The sequence below is a fragment of the Marinobacter antarcticus genome, assembly GCF_900142385.1.
Taxonomy (GTDB): domain Bacteria; phylum Pseudomonadota; class Gammaproteobacteria; order Pseudomonadales; family Oleiphilaceae; genus Marinobacter; species Marinobacter antarcticus.
This window is the reverse complement of the sequence record NZ_FRAQ01000002.1, coordinates 229,501-248,593: the sequence shown is the minus strand read 5'-3', so window position 1 is coordinate 248,593 and position 19,093 is coordinate 229,501. Positions and strand designations below refer to the sequence as shown.

The 19,093-nt window shown below is 54.6% G+C and carries 19 protein-coding genes; 3 read left to right on the top strand and 16 right to left on the bottom strand.

Features of this window, described 5'->3' with window-relative positions; genetic code table 11:
• Positions 1-2: 2 nt before the first annotated feature.
• The 11 genes from flgK to BUA49_RS12460 all read right to left on the bottom strand — a co-directional run bounded on the left by flgK (position 3) and on the right by BUA49_RS12460 (position 10,945).
• Entirely contained in the window at positions 3-2,042 is a 2,040-nt protein-coding gene (gene flgK / locus BUA49_RS12510) for a flagellar hook-associated protein FlgK (protein WP_072798206.1), read from the bottom strand.
• Positions 2,043-2,047: 5 nt separating this feature from the next.
• The gene (gene flgJ, locus BUA49_RS12505; RefSeq protein WP_072798204.1) at positions 2,048-3,031 is read right to left on the bottom strand and encodes a flagellar assembly peptidoglycan hydrolase FlgJ; all 984 of its coding nucleotides are present in this window, start codon (positions 3,029-3,031) and stop codon (positions 2,048-2,050) included.
• An 8-nt stretch (positions 3,032-3,039) separates the two neighbouring features.
• Positions 3,040-4,137 (bottom strand): flagellar basal body P-ring protein FlgI, encoded by a 1,098-nt coding sequence (locus tag BUA49_RS12500; RefSeq protein WP_072798202.1) that lies wholly within the window; start codon positions 4,135-4,137, stop codon positions 3,040-3,042.
• Entirely contained in the window at positions 4,134-4,835 is a 702-nt protein-coding gene (gene flgH, locus BUA49_RS12495) for a flagellar basal body L-ring protein FlgH (protein WP_072798200.1), read from the bottom strand. The genes BUA49_RS12500 and flgH overlap by 4 nt, the downstream gene beginning before the upstream one ends.
• A 70-nt stretch (positions 4,836-4,905) precedes the next feature.
• Positions 4,906-5,694 (bottom strand): flagellar basal-body rod protein FlgG, encoded by a 789-nt coding sequence (gene flgG / locus BUA49_RS12490; RefSeq protein WP_072798198.1) that lies wholly within the window; start codon positions 5,692-5,694, stop codon positions 4,906-4,908.
• 91 nt (positions 5,695-5,785) lie between these two features.
• The gene (locus tag BUA49_RS12485; RefSeq protein WP_072798196.1) at positions 5,786-6,538 is read right to left on the bottom strand and encodes a flagellar basal body rod protein FlgF; all 753 of its coding nucleotides are present in this window, start codon (positions 6,536-6,538) and stop codon (positions 5,786-5,788) included.
• Between the two features lie 88 nt (positions 6,539-6,626).
• Positions 6,627-8,558, bottom strand: a complete 1,932-nt coding sequence (locus tag BUA49_RS12480; RefSeq protein WP_072798194.1) for a flagellar hook protein FlgE — start codon at positions 8,556-8,558, stop codon at positions 6,627-6,629.
• Positions 8,559-8,584: 26 nt separating this feature from the next.
• Positions 8,585-9,262, bottom strand: a complete 678-nt coding sequence (locus tag BUA49_RS12475) for a flagellar hook assembly protein FlgD (RefSeq protein WP_072798192.1) — start codon at positions 9,260-9,262, stop codon at positions 8,585-8,587.
• Between the two features lie 18 nt (positions 9,263-9,280).
• A complete protein-coding gene (gene flgC, locus BUA49_RS12470; RefSeq protein ID WP_072798190.1) occupies positions 9,281-9,730 on the bottom strand; it encodes a flagellar basal body rod protein FlgC in 450 nt (149 codons plus the stop codon).
• Positions 9,731-9,764: 34 nt separating this feature from the next.
• Entirely contained in the window at positions 9,765-10,163 is a 399-nt protein-coding gene (flgB, locus tag BUA49_RS12465) for a flagellar basal body rod protein FlgB (protein ID WP_072798188.1), read from the bottom strand.
• Between the two features lie 227 nt (positions 10,164-10,390).
• Entirely contained in the window at positions 10,391-10,945 is a 555-nt protein-coding gene (locus BUA49_RS12460) for a nitroreductase family protein (RefSeq protein WP_072798186.1), read from the bottom strand.
• A 181-nt stretch (positions 10,946-11,126) separates the two neighbouring features.
• On the opposite strand from BUA49_RS12460, the gene BUA49_RS12455 reads away from it, so the two are divergent.
• Positions 11,127-12,572: an adenylate/guanylate cyclase domain-containing protein gene (locus BUA49_RS12455; RefSeq protein ID WP_072798183.1), complete on the top strand. Its 1,446-nt coding sequence runs from the start codon at positions 11,127-11,129 to the stop codon at positions 12,570-12,572.
• A 1-nt stretch (position 12,573) separates the two neighbouring features.
• Here BUA49_RS12455 and queF read toward each other — a convergent pair whose 3' ends face one another.
• Genes queF through BUA49_RS12440 form a run of 3 tightly spaced genes read right to left on the bottom strand, consistent with a single transcriptional unit; the run spans position 12,574 to position 15,173 of the window.
• Positions 12,574-13,392, bottom strand: coding sequence for an NADPH-dependent 7-cyano-7-deazaguanine reductase QueF (gene queF / locus BUA49_RS12450; RefSeq protein WP_072798181.1), 819 nt, complete (start codon positions 13,390-13,392; stop codon positions 12,574-12,576).
• A 54-nt stretch (positions 13,393-13,446) separates the two neighbouring features.
• On the bottom strand, positions 13,447-14,220 hold the full coding sequence (locus BUA49_RS12445) for an ABC transporter permease (RefSeq protein WP_072798180.1): 774 nt from the start codon (positions 14,218-14,220) through the stop codon (positions 13,447-13,449).
• Complete coding sequence (locus BUA49_RS12440; protein WP_072798178.1) at positions 14,217-15,173, bottom strand: ABC transporter ATP-binding protein; 957 nt, start codon at positions 15,171-15,173, stop codon at positions 14,217-14,219. Before BUA49_RS12440 ends, BUA49_RS12445 begins: the two co-directional genes overlap by 4 nt.
• Before the next feature lie 171 nt (positions 15,174-15,344).
• On the opposite strand from BUA49_RS12440, the gene BUA49_RS12435 reads away from it, so the two are divergent.
• Positions 15,345-15,839 carry a hypothetical protein gene (locus BUA49_RS12435; RefSeq protein ID WP_072798176.1) on the top strand — a complete coding sequence of 165 codons (495 nt, stop codon included), beginning with the start codon at positions 15,345-15,347 and terminating at the stop codon, positions 15,837-15,839.
• Here the strand turns inward: BUA49_RS12435 and BUA49_RS12430 are convergent.
• On the bottom strand, positions 15,782-17,092 hold the full coding sequence (locus BUA49_RS12430) for an HD-GYP domain-containing protein (RefSeq protein ID WP_072798175.1): 1,311 nt from the start codon (positions 17,090-17,092) through the stop codon (positions 15,782-15,784). The genes BUA49_RS12435 and BUA49_RS12430 overlap by 58 nt on opposite strands.
• Positions 17,093-17,452: 360 nt before the next feature.
• Positions 17,453-17,731: a PilZ domain-containing protein gene (locus BUA49_RS12425; protein ID WP_072798173.1), complete on the bottom strand. Its 279-nt coding sequence runs from the start codon at positions 17,729-17,731 to the stop codon at positions 17,453-17,455.
• Positions 17,732-17,968: 237 nt separating this feature from the next.
• Here BUA49_RS12425 and BUA49_RS12420 point away from each other — a divergent pair, with 237 nt between their 5' ends.
• Positions 17,969-18,985 (top strand): Fe(3+) ABC transporter substrate-binding protein, encoded by a 1,017-nt coding sequence (locus tag BUA49_RS12420; protein WP_072798171.1) that lies wholly within the window; start codon positions 17,969-17,971, stop codon positions 18,983-18,985.
• The last annotated feature ends 108 nt before the right edge of the window (positions 18,986-19,093 follow it).

Below are 19,093 nucleotides of genomic sequence, written 5' to 3'. Positions count from 1 at the left end.
TGTTACCGGAAAGTCTGCAACAGCGTATTGAACAAATCCTGGGCTACCGAAATCACCTGTGCCGAGGCGTTATAGGCGGCCTGGTACTGAATGAGTCTGCCGGCTTCTTCATCAAGGTTTACCCCTGAAACCGACTCCCGCTGGCCAGTGGATTGCTCCAGCAGGGTTTTACCGGCCTCCAGATCAAACTGGCTCTGGCGGGTTTTTACGCCAATATCTTCCACCAGCCCGGCATAGCCTTCGGTGAAGCTCTGGCTGTTGCCGTTCAGCGTATTGGCGGTACCCAGTGCGGCAAGCAGCTCGGCGTTGCGGTTGTCTGAAACCCCGTTGCTGTTATAGGCAACCTCAAAGGTATCGCCTGTTGCGGGCTGACCCGTAAGCTTGAACTGAAACCCCTGGTAATCCGCACCCGCAGCAGGGTCGTCGCTGAACACGGTATTGATCTTGCCTGCTTCATAGGGCTGGTTTGCCGTTCCCACAGTGGCATTCGCCGGCGGTGGCCCGGTCACGGTAAAGGTCATGCCCGTTGGGCCACCCGAGGCAAAAGAGATTGTCAAAGGCCCGTTAGCCAGCTCACCAGCAGTCTGAAAGCCTGGCAACAGAGAGCCAGTGAACGGGTTGCGCACGTTCAGCATGGTTCCCTGATCGATTTTTCCGGTGCCGACATTCTGATCACCGGAGGTAGCTCGTATCGGGCTGGCAAATGCCAGATCTTCTTCCCGGTTTACCTGCAGGCCCATCGATTCCGCAGCATTACGGCTGGGTTGAATCAGGTATTTATCTCCGGCGTTGAAGGTTCCGCCTTCAACGCGAATATTGAATCCGGGCATGGAGATTTCGGACTGCACCGGATCCGGTAACCGACCCTGATTTACAATTTTTCCGGAAGCCTTGTCGATGAGCTCAAAATTGCGCCCGTCGCCGCTGAACTGCAGCGTCCAGCTTCCGGCCGGCAACTTGCTGCTGTCAGTAATTTCGACCGCCAGCTGGCCATCTCTCGGTAGCTGGTTGTCGGCGTTAGCCACTACTCGGCTTCTCTGAACCGCCAGACCGTTAACATCGTTAAAAAACAGCCCGCCCAGGTCGCCTTCAAGGTCCATACCGATTTCGTGCTGGTGATTCATACTGGCAGAAATGCCTATGGCGAGCCGCCCCAGCTCATCAAACGCCGGCTTCAGCGCCTCATTGTCAAAACGTCTCAATCCGCCAAGTTTGCCTCCGGTGATTTGCTCGTCAATATTGAGCGTGCGACCACCATTGGTGAGTGTGAATTCCAGGCGGGTCGGATCTTCGGCGCTGCCTCGGGTACCCATCTGTGCAGCGTTATTTCCCACAACCAGAGACAGCCCGTTGGAAAGCGAAACGCTTACCTGGCTACCCTCGGTTTCTGTCACTCTTATGGTGACCAGTTCAGAGAGCTGCCGCAGTTTTTCATCCCGCTGATCCAGCAGCTCGTTCGGCATCCTGCCCTGTGCCAGACCCGGAGATTCAGAAATAGCCAGGTTCAGATCTGCGATGCTGTTGAGCAGGGTGTTGGCATCTTTGGCGCCCTGCTGCATCTGGGTTTTCACCGATTCACGCTGCTGGATAAACTCCTGGCTCAGCGCCTGAAAGCGGTTAACGACCTGGTTTGCCTCGCTCAGCACCAACTGGCGCTGCGGCAGAGAGGCAGGATCCTCTGCGGCATTTTGCAGGCTTGCAAAGAAATTGTTCAGAGCATTATTCAGGCCGGTGGATTCGCCACCCAGCAAGTTGTCCAGCCGGCTCAGTTCGGAATTGAGGGCTTGATGCTCGCCCGTCAGCGTGCTGTCTTCGCGCACCTGTTGGACAAGGAACTCATTCGCCAGCCTGCGGATATCCACAACACTGACACCTTTGCCAATCGTTCCGGCACCCGTACGCTGCCCCTGCTGGGTTTCAAACACCACTTCCTGCCGACTGTAGCCAGGCGTATTCGCGTTGGTGATGTTATTACCGGTGGTATTCAAAGCACTCTGGTGGCCAAGGATACCGGTCAGGCCAATTCCTATCAGTCCCGCCATAATCGTTACTCCCCGGCTCCGTTACCCATTGAAAATGTCATCAGCGAATCACGGTTCATTATCTGGTTGATCTTGTCACCGTATTGCGGATCTGTGGCGTAGCCGGCTTCCTGCAGTTTTCTGGCGAAAACATCTGGCTGATCAGCACTGGCCAGCACATCCCGATACCGGGGGTTGGACTCCAGAAACGCAACATAATCCCGGAAGCTGGATTCGTAATCCGGATAGGCACGGAAGTCCGCGCGCTCTTTCATCGGCACACCCTCGCGGAATTCGGTCGTGGTGATGGTCACCGCATCGCCTTGCCAGCGACTGTCAGCCTTGATACCGAAAAGGTTATAACTGGGCTGACTGTCATCACCCCGGATCATGTGCCGCCCCCAACCCGTTTCCAGAGCCGCCTGTGCAACCATCAGCTTGGGATCAATGCCGGTATCCGCAGAGATACTCTGGGCAACTGGCAGTAACGTGCTTACAAAGTGCTCGGGAGACTCAAACTGTTCCGGCCATGCACCGGCATCACTGGCCGGCAATGAACTGCTTTCTGCGGCTGCCTTGGTAACGTCCTCAACCCGCTCCGGCAGTCTGGGAGAGAGAGGCGGCAAACTGCGGTTATAATCCGCCAGCGCGGTCTTGTGAGACGCAAGAGGAGCACCCTGTTCATCGGCGCCGGGAATGTACTTGCCCAGTTGCCGCACCAGAGCATCAGCAAGCCCGGTTCCCTGCCCACTGGCCATCGTCAAGCTCATCTGACTGTCGAACATGTCGCGGTAGAATTCCGACTGGCTACTTTTCAGGAAGTTACCCTCAGACAAAACATCCCCAGCTTTGCGCATGGACTTCAGCATTTCAGACAGGAACATGCTTTCAAACTGGCGCGCAATTTCCTCAAGCGCAGTCTGCTTATCTTCACGGGCACCGTTTTTCAGAGCATTCAGCCCGGTGAAATCTGTGTATATCCTGGCTTGTTGAAGCTGATAGTCCTGCATCATGTCACCTAGATAACAATGAGCTCGGCGCGCAACGCGCCAACCTGTTTGAGCGCTTCCAGCACGGCCATGACGTCACCGGGGGCAGCACCCACCTGATTCACGGCCTGCACAATTTCATTTAGCGTAACCGCCGGCCCAAACTTGAACATGCGGGCCGGGTCTTCAGTAACGGCAATCTGGGAATCCTGTACAACCTCTGTGGTGCCGTCGGTAAACGGATTGGGCTGCTGTACTTCCGGGTTTTCCTGAATAGTCACCGTGAGGTTGCCGTGGGTAACGGCCGCCGGGCTCACCCTGACGTTCTGCCCGATAACGATGGTGCCGGTGCGGCTATTAATCACCACTTTTGCGGCATCTTCCGCCGGATCCACTTCAAGATTTTCCAGAATGGAAAGAAAACTCACACGCTGAGAGGGGTCGCGGGGAGCGCGCACGGATATCGACGTCGCATCGTGGGCATAGGCCATATCCGGGCCAAGGTGCTCATTGACCACTTCCACCACACGACGCGCTGTTGTGAAATCCGGGCGCATCAGGTGGAAGGTGATCGTGTCGCCGCGAGTAAAGGGAGAGGCTATTTCGCGCTCAATAGTCGCGCCGTTGGGAATACGGCCAACGCTGGGCACGTTTACGGTTATACGCGAACCGTCCGCACCCTGGGCCCCGAACCCGCCTACCACAAGACTGCCCTGTGCCATGGCATATACGTTGCCGTCAGCACCTTTGAGAGGAGCCATCAACAGGGTTCCACCCCGCAGGCTGTCTGAATTACCGATGGAAGAGACTGTAATGTCCAATTCCTGGCCAGCCTTGGCAAATGGCGGCAATGTTGCACTTACGGTAACCGCCGCCACATTAGCCAGGTTTGGGTTCACGCCATCTGGCAGGGTGATACCAAACTGGTTCATCATGTTGCGGAAGGTCTGATTGGTGAAGGGTGCCTTGTCGCCAGTGCCATCCAGACCCACTACCAGGCCGTAGCCCACTAGCTGGTTATTACGCACACCTTTGATCCGAGCCAGATCCTTCAGGCGGTCTGCCATAACGGGCGCTGCCATTACAGCAAGCATCAGCGAGAGAACTACGCATCGGCGTATTGTCATAAGGGCCACCACTCGCTGTTGAAGAACCGGGCCATCCAGCCCATCTGGTTCGCCTGGTCGAAATCACCTGTGCCACCGTAAGCAATGCGGGCATCGGCAATGCGGTTGGAAGCGACCATGTTGCCTGGGGCAATATCCTGCGGCCGCACCAAGCCAGTCAGCCGTACATATTCATCGCCGTTAGTCAGCGACAACCACTTCTCACCACGAACTCTCAGCACGCCGTTTGGCAGAACTTCCGTAACCGTAACCGTAATACTGCCGGCCAGGCTGTTACTCTGGTCTGCCTCTGCTTTTCCCTGGAAGTCCCGTTCATTTTTGATGGACGTCGCAATCCCGAAACTGTTCTTACCCAGAATGTTGGGTTCCGGTAGCGAGATGTCACTATCCTTGTTGATCTTGGTTTCAGCGTTCTTACTGGCGCGGGTTGACTCATCGAGCGTAACCGTCAGCACGTCACCAATATTCAGGGCGACCATGTCCCCATAAAAATTGTAGTTTCGCGAGCTCTGGTAGATAGCTCCGGACTCCGGATCACGCTGCATCATTGCCTGAGCGCGCACAGGTGCATAAGCGGGATCGTCCGGCTCAGCTCGTGGACGGCTCATGGCGGTACATCCCTGCAACAAGATAAGCAGCCAAACCAGCAGAAAGGTTCCCGCAGATCTGGTTAACCAGGTTGATGTAGTTGATTTCATGAGCTCGTTCCTCACCAGTTTCACCTATTTTCTCGCGCTGTTTATCTAAAATTTGTGGTTTTCCAGCACATTAGCCGATGTTATTAGTAATAAACTGGAGCATCTGATCCGTCGTGGAAACGACTTTTGAGTTCATTTCATAAGCCCGCTGGGTGGTGATCATGTTCACCAATTCTTCAACAACCTCAACGTTGGACGACTCCACCATGCCCTGCTCCAGTGAACCCAGCCCGGCCAGACCCGGCTCGCCTTCAGCAGGATCGCCACTGGCGTTGGTTGCCTTGAACAGGTTGTTGCCCATAGCCTGCAAACCCTGCGGGTTGACGAAATTCACCAACGTGATCTGGCCCAGGTTAATCGGTGCTGCCTGGTCATCGGTTATGGCGGATACGGTGCCATCTTTGCCGACCGTTACCGTTGTGGCGTTCGCAGGCACATTGATGTTGGGCTGAAGTGCATAACCATCCGGTGTAACCACATCGCCGTCAGAGTTGAGCTGGAACTGGCCGTCCCGCGTATAGGCGGTCTGGCCATCCGGCAGCTCGATTTGCAGGAACCCACGGCCATTAACCGCCAAATCGAGAGGCTGCTCGGTAACCTGAAGGTTACCTTGACTAAATTGCTTTACGGTGCCGACCACCCGCACACCGGTGCCCAGTTGCAAACCCGAGGGCAGCTCAGAGTTCTGCGTGTTCAGCCCGCCAGGCTGTCGGTTGATCTGGTACAGCAGATCCTGAAATACCGCCCGATCCCGCTTGAAGCCCGTGGTATTTACGTTGGCAAGGTTGTTGGAGATGGTGGACATGTTGGTGTCCTGGGCACTGAGACCCGTCTTACTAACCCATAGAGCCGGATGCATAGTCTTTACTCCTTGCCGGTGTCTGGGCTGCGGCTAAAATTTGCCGCTTCTGGCCAGACTGGCGTTGTTTTCACGTTTTTATCAAAAGCTATCAGAGGTTCTGCAACAGCCGTGCCGCTGCTTCGGAATTCTCGTTTGCGGTGCTCATAACCTTCACCTGCATCTCGTACTGACGGGACAACTGAAGGTTGGAAATCATTTCTTCCACCGCATTAACGTTAGAACTTTCAAGAAAACCCGAGGCCACACGTAACGCAGCATCGGCCGGCTCTTCGCCATCAATCGCCTGATCGGCCTTGCGGTGGATAAAGCCGTCCACGCCTTTCTCAAGCGCCTCCTGCGGCGGATTGACAAGCTTCAGCCGGTCGACTTCCACCAGCTGATCCGGGGGGCCACCTGTGGGAACGATAGAGACAGTGCCGTCAGCACCGATCTGCACATTATCAAAGGGAGGCAACGCGACCGGGCCGCCATTGCCCAGCACCATCTCGCCACCAGCCAGACGCACCAGGCCGTTAACATCGATCTGCAGGCTGCCGGAGCGGGTAAAGACTTCTTCGCCGAGGCTGTTCTGAATAGCCAGCCAGCCATCGCCTTTTATGGCGACGTCCATTTTTCGACCGGTTTGCATCAGTGCTCCGGCCGAGAGATCGGTGCCAGGACGCTCAGCCATGGCGTAAGCACGGGTAGGATGATGCCCCCCAAACACGGGCATGCTCCGGGCCTGGGCAAAGTCTTTCTTGAAGCCTGTGGTGCTTACGTTGGCCAGGTTGTTGGCATGGGCACGCTGGGAAAGCATATTTTGCTTCGCACCAGACATACCGAGATAAAGTGCTTTGTCCATGGGAAAACTCCTGCCGGAATTTTGACTGTTTCCAGTGCTCTTTCAGACATTCTTGCAGGAGTCATGCCATATTCAGATCAAAGCCAATTTAGCGGAGGTTGATGATGGTCTGAGTGACCGCATCGGAGGTCTCAATTGTTTTCGCGTTCGCCTGATAATTGCGTTGGGCAATGATCAGGTTCACCAGTTCAGCAGAAAGATCCACGTTGGATTCCTCAACCGAGCTTGCTTTGATGCTTCCCAGTGTTCCGGTATCCGGCTGACCAATAATCGGCTGTCCTGACTCAAAGGTTTCAACCCAGCTGGTATCCCCTACCGGCGACAAACCGTTGGTGTTGTTGAATCCCGCTAGCGCAACTTGCCCCAAAGCCTTGGATTGGCCGTTGGTATAACGGGCGAACAGAGTCCCCTGCCCCGAAACATCAAGGCCAGACAATCGACCGGTGGTGTAGCCATTCTGGCGCTGATCATCAACACCAAACGCTGCGCCATACTGGGTGGTCTCTCCGAGATTCAGCACAAAGGCTGACGAGGTCGGCGGCTCCGGAATGGGTGTAACCACAGTGACGCCCGGTGCCGGAGGGCCATCAGCACCATTAGGCTGGCCGCTGTCATCCTTTGGAATCCAGTCGGTGATCAGAATTTCGCCGTTGGGGTTACCATCGATGGATTGCAGGGTACCGTCCTGATCAAACCTTGCTGTGAAAGGCGTCGTGTCAGTGCCGGCAACCATCTCCCCGTCGATCTGCAGATACACAGACCACTCACTAACCCCCACACCGTTTCCGGGTGACGGTTCTTTAACAAAGAACTGCGTCATCTCGTGGGAGTTGCCCAGGCTATCGAAGATCGACGTGGATGTGGCGTGATTATAAGTACGCTGATCCTGCGGGTTGAACTCATTGGTTATGCGGATGGGAGAATTGCTGTACGCATCCACAAAATCCGTGTCTGCGCCAAGGGCCGTCAGGCCGACAATCGTCCGGTCGCCAGTCACATTGATATCACCTGATACCGATACCGGCGTGCTGACCGATTCAGCTGGCACACCGTTACCATAACTGAACTGCACATCCTCACCCTGGTTGTGAATAACCCGCAGCACATCATTGCCAGTGCCGTCATCCACGACCGACGCCGAAATAGCGGTATCGCTGGAGCGATTGATGGCATCCCTGAGCCCCAGCAACGAGGTCGCGGTGCTGGTATCAAGCTGAAGCGGCGCATTATTGACACTGAGACTGAACGAAAAGCTACCCGCGGTCTGTGCCGCCGAAATATAGGCGTCTGTCAGTGGCAGAGCTGCCGGCACATTGGTATCTACGATCGGCACGGTTGTGGTCGCGGAAGCGCTCAGACCCGGCGCAGCGGTGATGATGTCTGCAGCCTCACGAGCCGTCGTCGCCGAACTCAAATCCACAGAGAAGTTTGGAGTTCCATCAGAATATGCAATGTCAAACTGTTCGCCGCTTATAGCGCTAAATGCCACCGGCCCCACGTCGCGCACCCGGGATTCGAGTACAGACTCTCGGGAATCCAGGTTCAGATCAGAGCGCAGATTGGTAGTACGACGCGGTGCCAGGTTATCGGTCGCAATTTCCAGGTCATCACGGATACCGGAGAGGTTACCGTCATCATCGGCGGTGTAACCCTGAACCCGCATGGACTGGCTATTCACCACAAAACCATCTTTATCAATAGTGAACTGCCCGGCCCGCGAGTATCGGGTTTCGCCGCCGTTGTTCAGAATAAAGAAACCATCGCCATTGATTGCCATGTCGAGGCCGCTGTCAGTAAAGCTGATATTGCCCTGACTGAAAGACTGCTTTACGTCCTGAACGTTTACGCCGTCACCAACCGGGCTGGAGCCTCCGCTCAGAAAGCCGCTGGCGTATAGATCACCAAACTGCACGCGACTACCTTTAAAACCAACGGTGCTGGCGTTGGCAATGTTGTTGCCGGTTACGTCCAGATCTACCGCTGCCGCCCGCAGGCCGCTGAGTCCTGTATTAAAAGCCATAATTCACCCCTGGTCTGACACCGGTATCAATTGATTTGTTTAACATCTGACAGCGCAATGGAACCCATGCCTGCCAGGTTCAGAGTAACGGACCCGCCCTTCCCAAGTGACACGCTGTCTACATTGGCGCTGACAAGAGTCGGAAGCTGCACGCTACCCTGCGGATAAGAGGCTTCAGCCACAATTTGATAAGGACCCGCCGGCAAGCTGTTGCCGTTACCATCCTTGCCATCCCAGCTGAACGCTTTAACGCCGGCCGAGCTGCTGCCGAGATCAATCTGGCGAACCAGTTCACCGTTCGCGCTCTGGATAGACAAGCGCACACCACCGGTGGATGCGGGCACCTCTATGTTGCCGGAAATTTCACCTTTAGCGCCGAGAATACCTACCTCAGAAGGTGCAAGAACCGTCTTGCCAACCATCGCAGAGGCCTGAAGCGCCTGAGTAGAGCGGAACTGCCCGACCACATCGTCAACGGTACCCGACAGCTTCTGCATTTCTTCCAGCGAGCTGAACTGCGCAAGTTGCGAGATAAACTCGCCGTTGTCCTGAGGCTCCAGCGGGTTCTGGTTTTTCAGCTGCGCCAGCATCAACTCCATAAACTCGTTCTTGCCGAGTTCGCCTTTGCCGCTGGCGCCATCCTGCTGCTGCGTTCTGTAACTACTCAGTACATCTGAGGCTTCGGTTGCGTTAACTATACTCATGGTTCAATCCTCGCCCCGTTACTGCTGACCAAGTGTCAGGATGCGCTGCATCATGGATTTGGCCGTGTTCATAATGTCTACGTTCATCTGAAAGCTTCTTGACGAAGACATCATGTCCGCCATTTCTTCCACCACATTCACATTGGGATAGAACACGTAGCCGTCTTCATTGGCTGCCGGGTGGTTGGGTTCGTAACGCATCTGCAGCTCGGCATCGCTTTCAACAATGCCCTCAACACGAACACCCGCGCCCGCATCCTCTCCACCCTGAACACCAAAGCCCTGCTGGTCGGGATTCAGCATCGACTGCTGAATCGCTGAGAAAACCGGCTTCCGGGCACGATAGGTCGTATCCGTACTGGAACTCGCCGTCTCCGCATTGGCAATGTTTGAAGCGGTCGTATTCAGCCTCAGCGATTGCGCGGTCATGCCAGAACCAGCGATATCAAAAATGTTGCCCAGTGACATTGTGCTTCTCCTTCCCTAATCGTGGAACTGCGGCTTACTGGCCTGTCAGGGCTTTCGTCAGGCCGGTAAATTTGCTGTTCAGAAACTGGAAGCTGGCCTGGTAATCCATCGCGTTACGCATGAACCGGGTCTGCTCTGCCTCAGCATCTACCGTGTTGCCATCAACTGAGGGCTGGCTTGGCACCCGGTACAGCAAATCCGAATCTCCGGCGCCTGCCGAGGTGTCCATGTGGCCTGGGTGGGTTTTCTCCATACCAAAGCCACTCATGTTGTCCTGGGCCCTCTGCATCATGGCCTGGAAGTCCATATCCCGGGCCTTGAAGCCCGGTGTATCGGCATTAGCCATATTATTCGCCAGAACTTCAGCACGCTTTACTCTGGCTTCCAGCGCGTACTGGTGAATGCCAAGAGCTTTATCAAAAGTGATCGCCATACAACCTCCGAAACCTTGTCACCGGCGGCTTAAGGCGTTGCCGGTTTCGCTATATGGCAGAACTAAAGCAATGCTAATGCCAGATTTCGGAACCCCTCTGAATCAGGGCTCTCTCAGCGGGTTACGGGAGAAAATCGGGGTAAGAAAGCGGGGGAAGGAGCGGCAAATCCAACGAAAGCGGCAAGCTGTTTCCCCCATTGGAATAGCGGGGGAAACAAACCTGTTCATCACGCTGGCCAGCGTTCGACAAACTCGGCCAGCTCTGGCCTGGGAACCGCAGGTTTGGCAGAAGACACAGTACCTGTGTAGAGAAAGCCGGTGATCGACTCTCCTTCATCAAGGCCAAGCCCTTCCTGAACCACCGGGTTATAGGCCATTTCACCTGTGCGCCACATAACCCCATAGCCGGCATCCTGCAACGCCAGCACCAGAAAGCTCATACTTGCTCCGGCTGAGAGCATTTGCTCAACCTCGGGCACTTTGTGATGTTTTTTCGGTGACGCAATTCCGACAATAATCATGGGAGCACGCTGCGCCTTATTGCGCATCTTCTCCAGCTTCTTCTCATCGCCCTTATCGGAGCACCCGGCGGCAAACAGCTCACCCAGAGCTAGCAAATCCTCACCTTCGATTACCAAATAACGCCATGGACGCAACAAAGCATGATCTGGCGCGCGGGATGCACAGGCAAAGGCGCGGTCAAGCGTTGATCCATCGGGAGCTGGCATATCCAGGCGTGGCTCAGATGCCCTGTTGAGCAAAAAGTCAGTGACTGAACTCATATCAATTTTTCCGCTAACTGAAGTTTGGCCAGGTATCACTCGAACACGACCAGTGAATTGTGGCTTCTACGTAATACTGCTAACCTTTAGTCGTATTCTTGGATAGCACTTTCAATCTGATTGTATTCGGCATAAAACAAATAAAATTATACGGTTCCAGCGCCATGAGTGATCAGCTTACATGATGAGTGCTCCGGCAGATCTGCGCAATGCCAGCACCAGCGCAGGAAAGTCTCTGGCTTCCGAGGTTCTCAACAGCCCGATAGCCATCCCTCCAATGCCTGACTATAACGGGCGCCTGCTTGCTTACACCGCTACGGCGGCCATTATTGTTGTGGGCGTTTTGCAGGGAGCATTCCAGCAATGGAACCTCTGGCTGGTTGCCGGCGCGCTGATCTGGCCCCATATTGCACACCAGCTTACCCGACGCACGTTTCTGAGAAATTCCCCCCGCATTCGCCAGAAAATGCTCACAGCAGACTGTGTTATTGGTGGCGGTTTCATAGGCTGCATTGGCCTGATTGCCATCCCATCGGCCTCGGTAGCATTGATGTTGATGTTCAGCGGCCTGATCATTGGCGGTATACGCCAGTGGCTGATTGGCTGTGCCTTTATGGCGGCCACCATCCTTGCTTTTTTCGCCATCGTGGGCCCTGCGGACTCCTTCCAGTCGCCACTGCTCACCAGCATGCTGGCCATTTTCTCCACGGGCCTTTACATCTGTGTTACAGCGTTTTACTCGCACCAGCAAGCCCGCGCTCTGATGCTGGCAAAAACCCAGATACAAAGCCAGCGCGAGCAATCCATTGCGCTCTCCCACAAGCTTTCAAAATACCTTTCACCTCAGGTATGGCAGTCCATCTTTACCGGGGAAAGAGACGTCCGTCTTGAAACCCAGCGCAAGAAGCTCGCCGTCTTCTTCTCTGATATAAAAGGCTTTACTGAACTTTCAGAAGAAATGGAGCCCGAAGCACTCACGGAGCTGCTCAACCACTACTTCAACGGCATGGCTGAAGTAGCCCTGAGGTACGGCGGCACCATCGACAAATTTGTGGGCGACTCGATCATGGTTTTCTTTGGTGACCCCACCAGCCGGGGCCAGCGGGAGGATGCCTTTGCCTGCGTGTCCATGGCCATTGATATGCGCAAGCACATGAAGATCATGCGGCAGAAGTGGCGCAGCCAGGGTATAAAAACCCCACTCGAGATCCGCATGGGCATCAGCACCGGCTACACCACCGTAGGGAACTTCGGGGCTGAAAACCGCATGGATTACACCATTATCGGTAAGGAGGTGAACCTCGCCAGCAGGCTGGAATCTCTTGCAGAGCCGGGGGAAATACTCGTTTCCTACGAGACCTTCTCTCTGATCAAAGATCGGATCATGTGCCGAGACAAAGGTGAGATCACCGTAAAAGGCTTTGGCAAACCCATACCTATTTATGAGGTTGTGGATTTCCGCAGAGATATGGGCCCGAACCGAAGCTTTATGGAACACGAGCACAGCGGCTTTGCCATGTACCTGGATTCCGACAAGATCACTGAACGAGAGCGCCGGAGCATTCTCAGCGCCCTGGAAGATGCCGCAGATCGCCTGCGGCAAGAAGAAGATTTAGCCAGGGACTGATTTATTGTCGAATCAACCTTGGACCAGCCTGCTCTTCCGGCTCCGTACTGCGCCAGGGGTTTATATCAAGACCACCACGGCGGGTGTAGCGGGCGCAGACTGTCAGGTTCTGCGGCTTACACCGGCGCAACAGGTCGGTGAACAGCGTCTCTACACAGTGCTCATGAAAATCCTGCTTCTGCCGGAAACTCACGATATACCGCAGTAATCCGGCCCGGTCGATGGCCGACCCAGTATAACTGATCAGCACCGTCCCCCAGTCCGGCTGGCCGGTCACCGGGCAGTTACTCTTCAGCAGGTGCGAGCAGAATTTTTCGGTAACCACGGGGCCGGTCGCAGAAAGTGACTCCGGGGCATAGTCGTACACCACATCTTCAACCGGCTCGTTATCAATCAGCTCATAGCCCGACGGGCGCCCGATGGCCGTACCGGAATCGTCCACACTCAGGAAGCGGACATTCACCGCCGCACCGCAAGCACTGGACAAATCCCCTGTGATAGCTTCAGCAACCTGATCAGCGGATGAGAACGCTGTCTGGTTCAGAGAGTTCAGGTAGAGCTTGAGTGACTTGGACTCAATAATCGACGGCGAGGCTGCCGGAAACCGGATTTCCGCCCAAGCCAAATCCGGAATCCCGCCGGGGCGCAGCCAGGAGATCTCCCAGGCTTGCCAGAGATCACCTCCGAACCAGGGCCAGCGACCGTCTTCAAGGCCGATGCGGCGACGGTTTTCCTCACGCGCTACCGGGAAAAGCAGAGCTGGATCGTAGCGATCCGGATAATCGCTGGCTTTGCCAAGCGGTGCATTATCAAGAGCCATAGTATTTCCTGAAAATAATCCTGAAAACAGTCCTGAAAGAAGAGCGCCCTGACATCAGCTGCGGATGCCCTTCCCTCGCGCCAGCAATTTAAGCGCAATGAAGGTAAGCACTGCTATGAACGCCAGAATCATACCAAGGGACACAAACGGGTTAACATCAGAAACACCGAGTATGCCGAACCGGAAGCCATTTACCATATACAGAATCGGGTTAACCATAGAAACGCCCTGCCAGAAATCCGGCAGCATATCGATGCTGTAAAACACCCCGCCAAGATACGTAAGCGGCGTCAGAACAAAGGTGGGCACAATGGAAACATCATCAAATTTGGTCGCCAGCAGTGCGTTAATAAAACCGCCCACCGCAAACAGTGCAGAGGTCAGAAATACAGTCACCACAACCATAGGCAGGCTATGAATCTGCAAGCGCGTAAACGCCAGCGACAAGAGGGTTACGATAACCCCTATTCCCAAGCCACGGGCCATGCCTCCGGTTACGTAACCAGCCAGTATTACCCAGTTAGGCACCGGCGATACCAGCAACTCTTCAACACTGCGCTGGAACTTCATGGAGAAAAACGACGACACCACGTTAGCGTAGGAGCTGGTAATAACCGCCATCATGATCAGCCCGGGCACGATGAACGACATATAGTCGAAACCGCCCATGTCGCCGATTCTGGAGCCAATCAGGTTCCCGAAAATTATAAAGTACAACGTCATGGTGACAGCCGGCGGCAGCAGCGTCTGCGGCCAGATGCGGGTAAACCGTCGAATTTCCCGCTGCACAATCGTGCTGTAAGCGGTGAACAGAGCCTGAGCATTCATGTTCTGCCCTCCGTTGTCGCTTCGGCTTCGGCAGAGGGTGCGTTGTGCTCAACCATGCGAATAAACAACTCTTCCAGCCGATTTGCTTTAGTGCGCATACTGACTACTTTTATCCCTTGCCGTTCCAACTGTATGAACACGTCGTTGAGCGCCTGCCCTTTGTGCACATCCACTTCAATTGCGCCCTCGCCGTCGAGCCTGCAGGAAAAGCCTTCCAGTTCCGGCGCTTTGTCCGGCGTTGTCTCCGCATCCAGCAGAAACGTCTCGAGGCTAAGCTGCTGCAGCAATTCCCGTTTGCTGGTATTCCGGATAATCCGGCCGCGATCAATAATGGCGATGTTCCGGCACAGGGCTTCCGCTTCTTCAAGATAATGGGTAGTCAGAATAATAGTGGTGCCCTGCCGGTTCATTTCCTCGAGAAACGACCACATGGATCGCCTCAGCTCAATATCTACGCCGGCAGTAGGCTCATCCAGAATCAACAGTTTCGGTTCATGCACCAAGGCGCGGGCAATCATCAGCCTTCGCTTCATGCCACCAGAGAGCATTCGTGCCGGCGTATTGCGCTTATCCCAGAGCCCGAGTTTCTTCAGGTACTTCTCAGCAGATACGGCTGCTTTTTTCAGGGGAATCCCGTAATACCCAGCCTGAATGGTGACAATATCAAACACCTTCTCAAACTGGTTGAAGTTGAACTCTTGGGGCACAACACCCAAATGGAGTTTGGCATCAGAGAGATGGGTATCGATGTCGTAGCCGAACACTTTCACCTTGCCAGCGGTTTTAGTCACCAAGGAACACACGATGCCCAGAGTGGTAGATTTGCCGGCGCCGTTCGGGCCCAGCAATGCAAAGAAATCTCCCTGCGCCACGTGAAGGTCGATTCCCTTGAGAGCTTCAAAGCCACTGCCGTAGGTTTTGGTAAGCCCCTCAATTTCCAGCGCATTGGTCATAACAGGTTCCGATTCTAAAAAGCGATATTCAAGAGACACTCATTTATTGAGGCGCGTCAGGCTTTTTCAAGGCTGAAGCGCACACGCTCAAGCGCCGCGAAATCCACGAGCTGCGACAGGTATCCCGATATAGCCAGTGGCGGCTCCCTATAATGCGGTTACAACAACTGGATGCAGCGCTGCCCAACCGAAGACGATATCAACAATGCGCCCGAACGCCCCGTAAATGAGGACGACTGGGATCCGGATGTTGAGTACAAGCAGGAATTACGCGCAAAAAGGCAGCGAATTATTGAAGCCACCCGCTCCATGGAGAAAGTCGATACTGAAGATGCACGGCTCTATCTGACGCGGGAACTGAAAACCATCTCCACCATCATTGGAAACCGCTTCTATCTGGATAACCACATAGCCAGACACCCGGCGACCGATACGAGCATCAAACAGGTAAACATACGGCGAATCGGCGGAGGCATTGATCTTTCGAGCGTAGAGGCCATCACGACCCGCTCACAGGACGTGGTTTTGCACTCCTATAGCTGGCAGACGGCAGAAGTATACTACTACGTGGCCGGTCCGGCCGGTACGGAAAAATCTTCGGGTTGTTATTACCGACTGATCAGCCGGGCAAAGCTCCAGCGCGACTCAGCGCCGGCCCCATCGTAACCAGCAGGATCCAGGCCCTCGGTACCGTGCACAAGGCATTCCTTGATGGCGAGTATTTCTGTAGCTGTGCGGCTTTCGTTGTACTTCGCAAGATCAACAACCTTGGCGGTTTTCAACGGCGCATGATAGCGGTCCGTCATAACCATAACGCGCGGCCAGAGCCGGCGTTCGGCGGAGTGAGAAACCACAATTCCGCGCTGGCCGTCTGTCAATTCAACCAGGCTACCCGTTGGGTAAATGCCAATAGCCTGAATAAAACTCTCGACCAGGTCATCCTGAAACTCAATGTTCCGCATATCGTAGAGCAGAGCCACGGCTTTTGCCGGTGTCATAGGCTCAGCAAGGCTTTCCCTGGGCCCGATAAGAGATTCAAAGAACTCTGCAAGCCCGGCAATTTTGGCCAGTAGGGGGATCCTGTCTCCGCGAATACCTTCAGGAAAGCCCGAACCGTTATGTCGCTCACGATGACCCTGCACGACACTCAGAACCGCCCGCGAAAGACCACTCTCCTCAAGAATTGTCATACCCTCATCAACATAGGTACGGTAAAGCGCATATTCTTCCGGGCTCAACTGCCCTTCCCGGCTGAGCAATTCAGCGGACAATCTGGTTTTACCAACCTGGGATAACAGGCAGCCCAGGCCAAGGTGGTTCAGCAAGCCTTCATTCAACCCCAGCTCACGCCCGCAAACGAGCGCCCAGACCGACGTATTCAGGGCATGCCGGTAAACATGATCATCATGTTGCCGGATACGACTAAGCCAGAGCAACGCATCCGGTTGCCGGATCACGCTATGCACCATTTTATTGACGATCACAGCAACCGGCCGAAGATCACGAATATCCTGCGTGGTAAAGGTGTCGTACAAACGGTCAAGCGCATCGCCGGCATCTTCCAGCAGATGTTTCGAGGTCTTCACTTCCCGCTTCAGAGTGGTGACGGGCTGATAGGTTACAGGCTCCCGTATACTCAGCGGAGGAAGGTGGAGCTCTTCACGGCCCTCCCCCCTGTGCCGGCTTTGTGTTCCGAACGCGGGGCGGGAAACTTTGGTGAGCTCAACGGAATCACGGGTTTCTGCAACGTCGATAGAGACCCACTTGCAGTGGGATAGCAAAGCACGGATGTCATCCTGGGAGCGGATGTGAAAGCCCTGAATGGGGAATGGCGTCTGATGCCACGGCCGATCAAGATCGGACACAAACATGCCAACCTCCAGATCATGTACCGCAATTTTCCTCTGACAAGCGCCCACGCTTCACTCCTGAACGTACATTTTCGATGACTACCATTCTTCAATGGCTGGCTGGAATAGTCCATTACAATTTGGTATTCCAAGGTAACGACAACAAGACAATTCGTAACGATAATCGTCAGCCCGAAACAATTTGTAGCAACGTGACGGGCATCACAGGGCCAGAACAAACAGCATCACTCTTAATCAGTCTATACCACACGCTGAGCGGTCGAATTGTGGCGGGCGGGCTTCCATAGCACCGCGAAGCGTCTTGCGCGTGTATATTGTGTAAGGCACCGCCTCACCTCCCGGAGCCCGGCGGTCAAGACCAATCACACCACAGCCGCGAATACCCTGAGCACAACTCGCTGCTTCGGTTCAGTTAACACTCTCGCCAAACTGTAAACCGAAGCCATCAATGGTTTTGCGGACAACAACCATATCCAGTTCCGGCGCCGGCACAGGCAACCCCTGCACCTGAACCTTCACCTTATCCCCCAGTTCGGGAGCGAATGGCTCATTATCCACCACAATGAAAACACCACCATCTGATATGTCCCGGGTCGAGAACACAAACTCACCCAGTTGTTCGTGGCACACTTTTACCTTGGCACTCATCGCTGTGCGACAGTACTCCCTGCGATCATCTACGGCCATCTTCGACGTTCCACGGCTTTAATACGGTACATTGCGGATATCGTATGTTCCTGCGAATTATATCTTTTATAGAACAATACGGAGAATAACACCATTCTAAAGGAATTATTCCCCACCGATTATTCCATAGCATTATTGACTTCATGCGTAATACAAATGAGAATGGTTGGCGTTTTTAGGCGCCTGTGACTCTCATCCCAGACGCGAACCCGATCAGCATTTCTTAAGGATGGCATAATGCGCATGAAACTGGCCGCAACGGCGGCAATCGCCCTTACCGCTCTTCCCCTGGCAGCCTCCGCAGACGGCGAAGTCAACATCTACTCTTATCGTCAGGCGTACCTTCTTGAGCCACTTCTGAATGCTTTTGAAAAAGAAACCGGTATCAAGAGCAACGTCGTATTCGCCAAACAAGGCCTGGCGGAGCGCCTGGAGCGGGAAGGACGTAACAGCCCGGCAGATGTTGTGATGACTGTCGACATCTCCCGCCTCAATGAACTGGTCGAGCGTGACCTGGTTCAAGACGTCGACAACGATGTGCTGGAAAAGAACATCCCGGAAAACCTGCGCCATCCGGATGGCAAATGGTTTGCCCTCACGACCCGTGCCCGTTTGATATACACTTCTAAAGAGCGCGTTAAAGAAGGAGAAATCACAACCTACGAGCAGCTGGCCGACGACAAGTGGGACAACCGCATCTGTACCCGCAGCGGCAAGCACCCGTACAACATTGCCCTGATTTCATCGATGATCGCGCATCACGGTGAAGCCGAAACAGAAACCTGGCTGAATGGCGTCAAAGATAACCTGGCCCGCAGGCCCCAGGGCGGCGACCGCGACCAGATCAAAGCGATTGCAGAAGGTGTGTGTGACGTATCGATCGGCAACAGTTACTACTACGGCAACATGCTGCAAGACGAAAACCAGCGCCCGGCCGCAGAAGCTGTTCGCTTGGTATTCCCGAATGCCGATGGCCGTGGAACCCACATCAACATCAGTGGTATTTCCCTGACCAAAAGCGCACCGAACCGGGATAACGCAGTAAAGTTGATGGAATTCCTGTCATCCCCGGAAGCTCAGGGCATCTACGCTACAGCTAACACCGAATACCCGGCCAACCCGAACGTAAAGCCCACCGGGCTGGTTGCAGAATGGGGTGAGATCCAGCCGGACAGCCTTTCTCTGCAAACTATCGCAGAAAACCGTAACGCGGCAGTCAAACTGGTTGACCGCGTAGACTACGACGGCGAATAAACGGTTCGGTAAGGGCAGCGACGCTGCCCTTACCTTCACTTTCAATCGACCCCGCAAATGATTCCAGTCATTGCAGCGGCTATTTGAGCTGATTACAATCGACAGCCT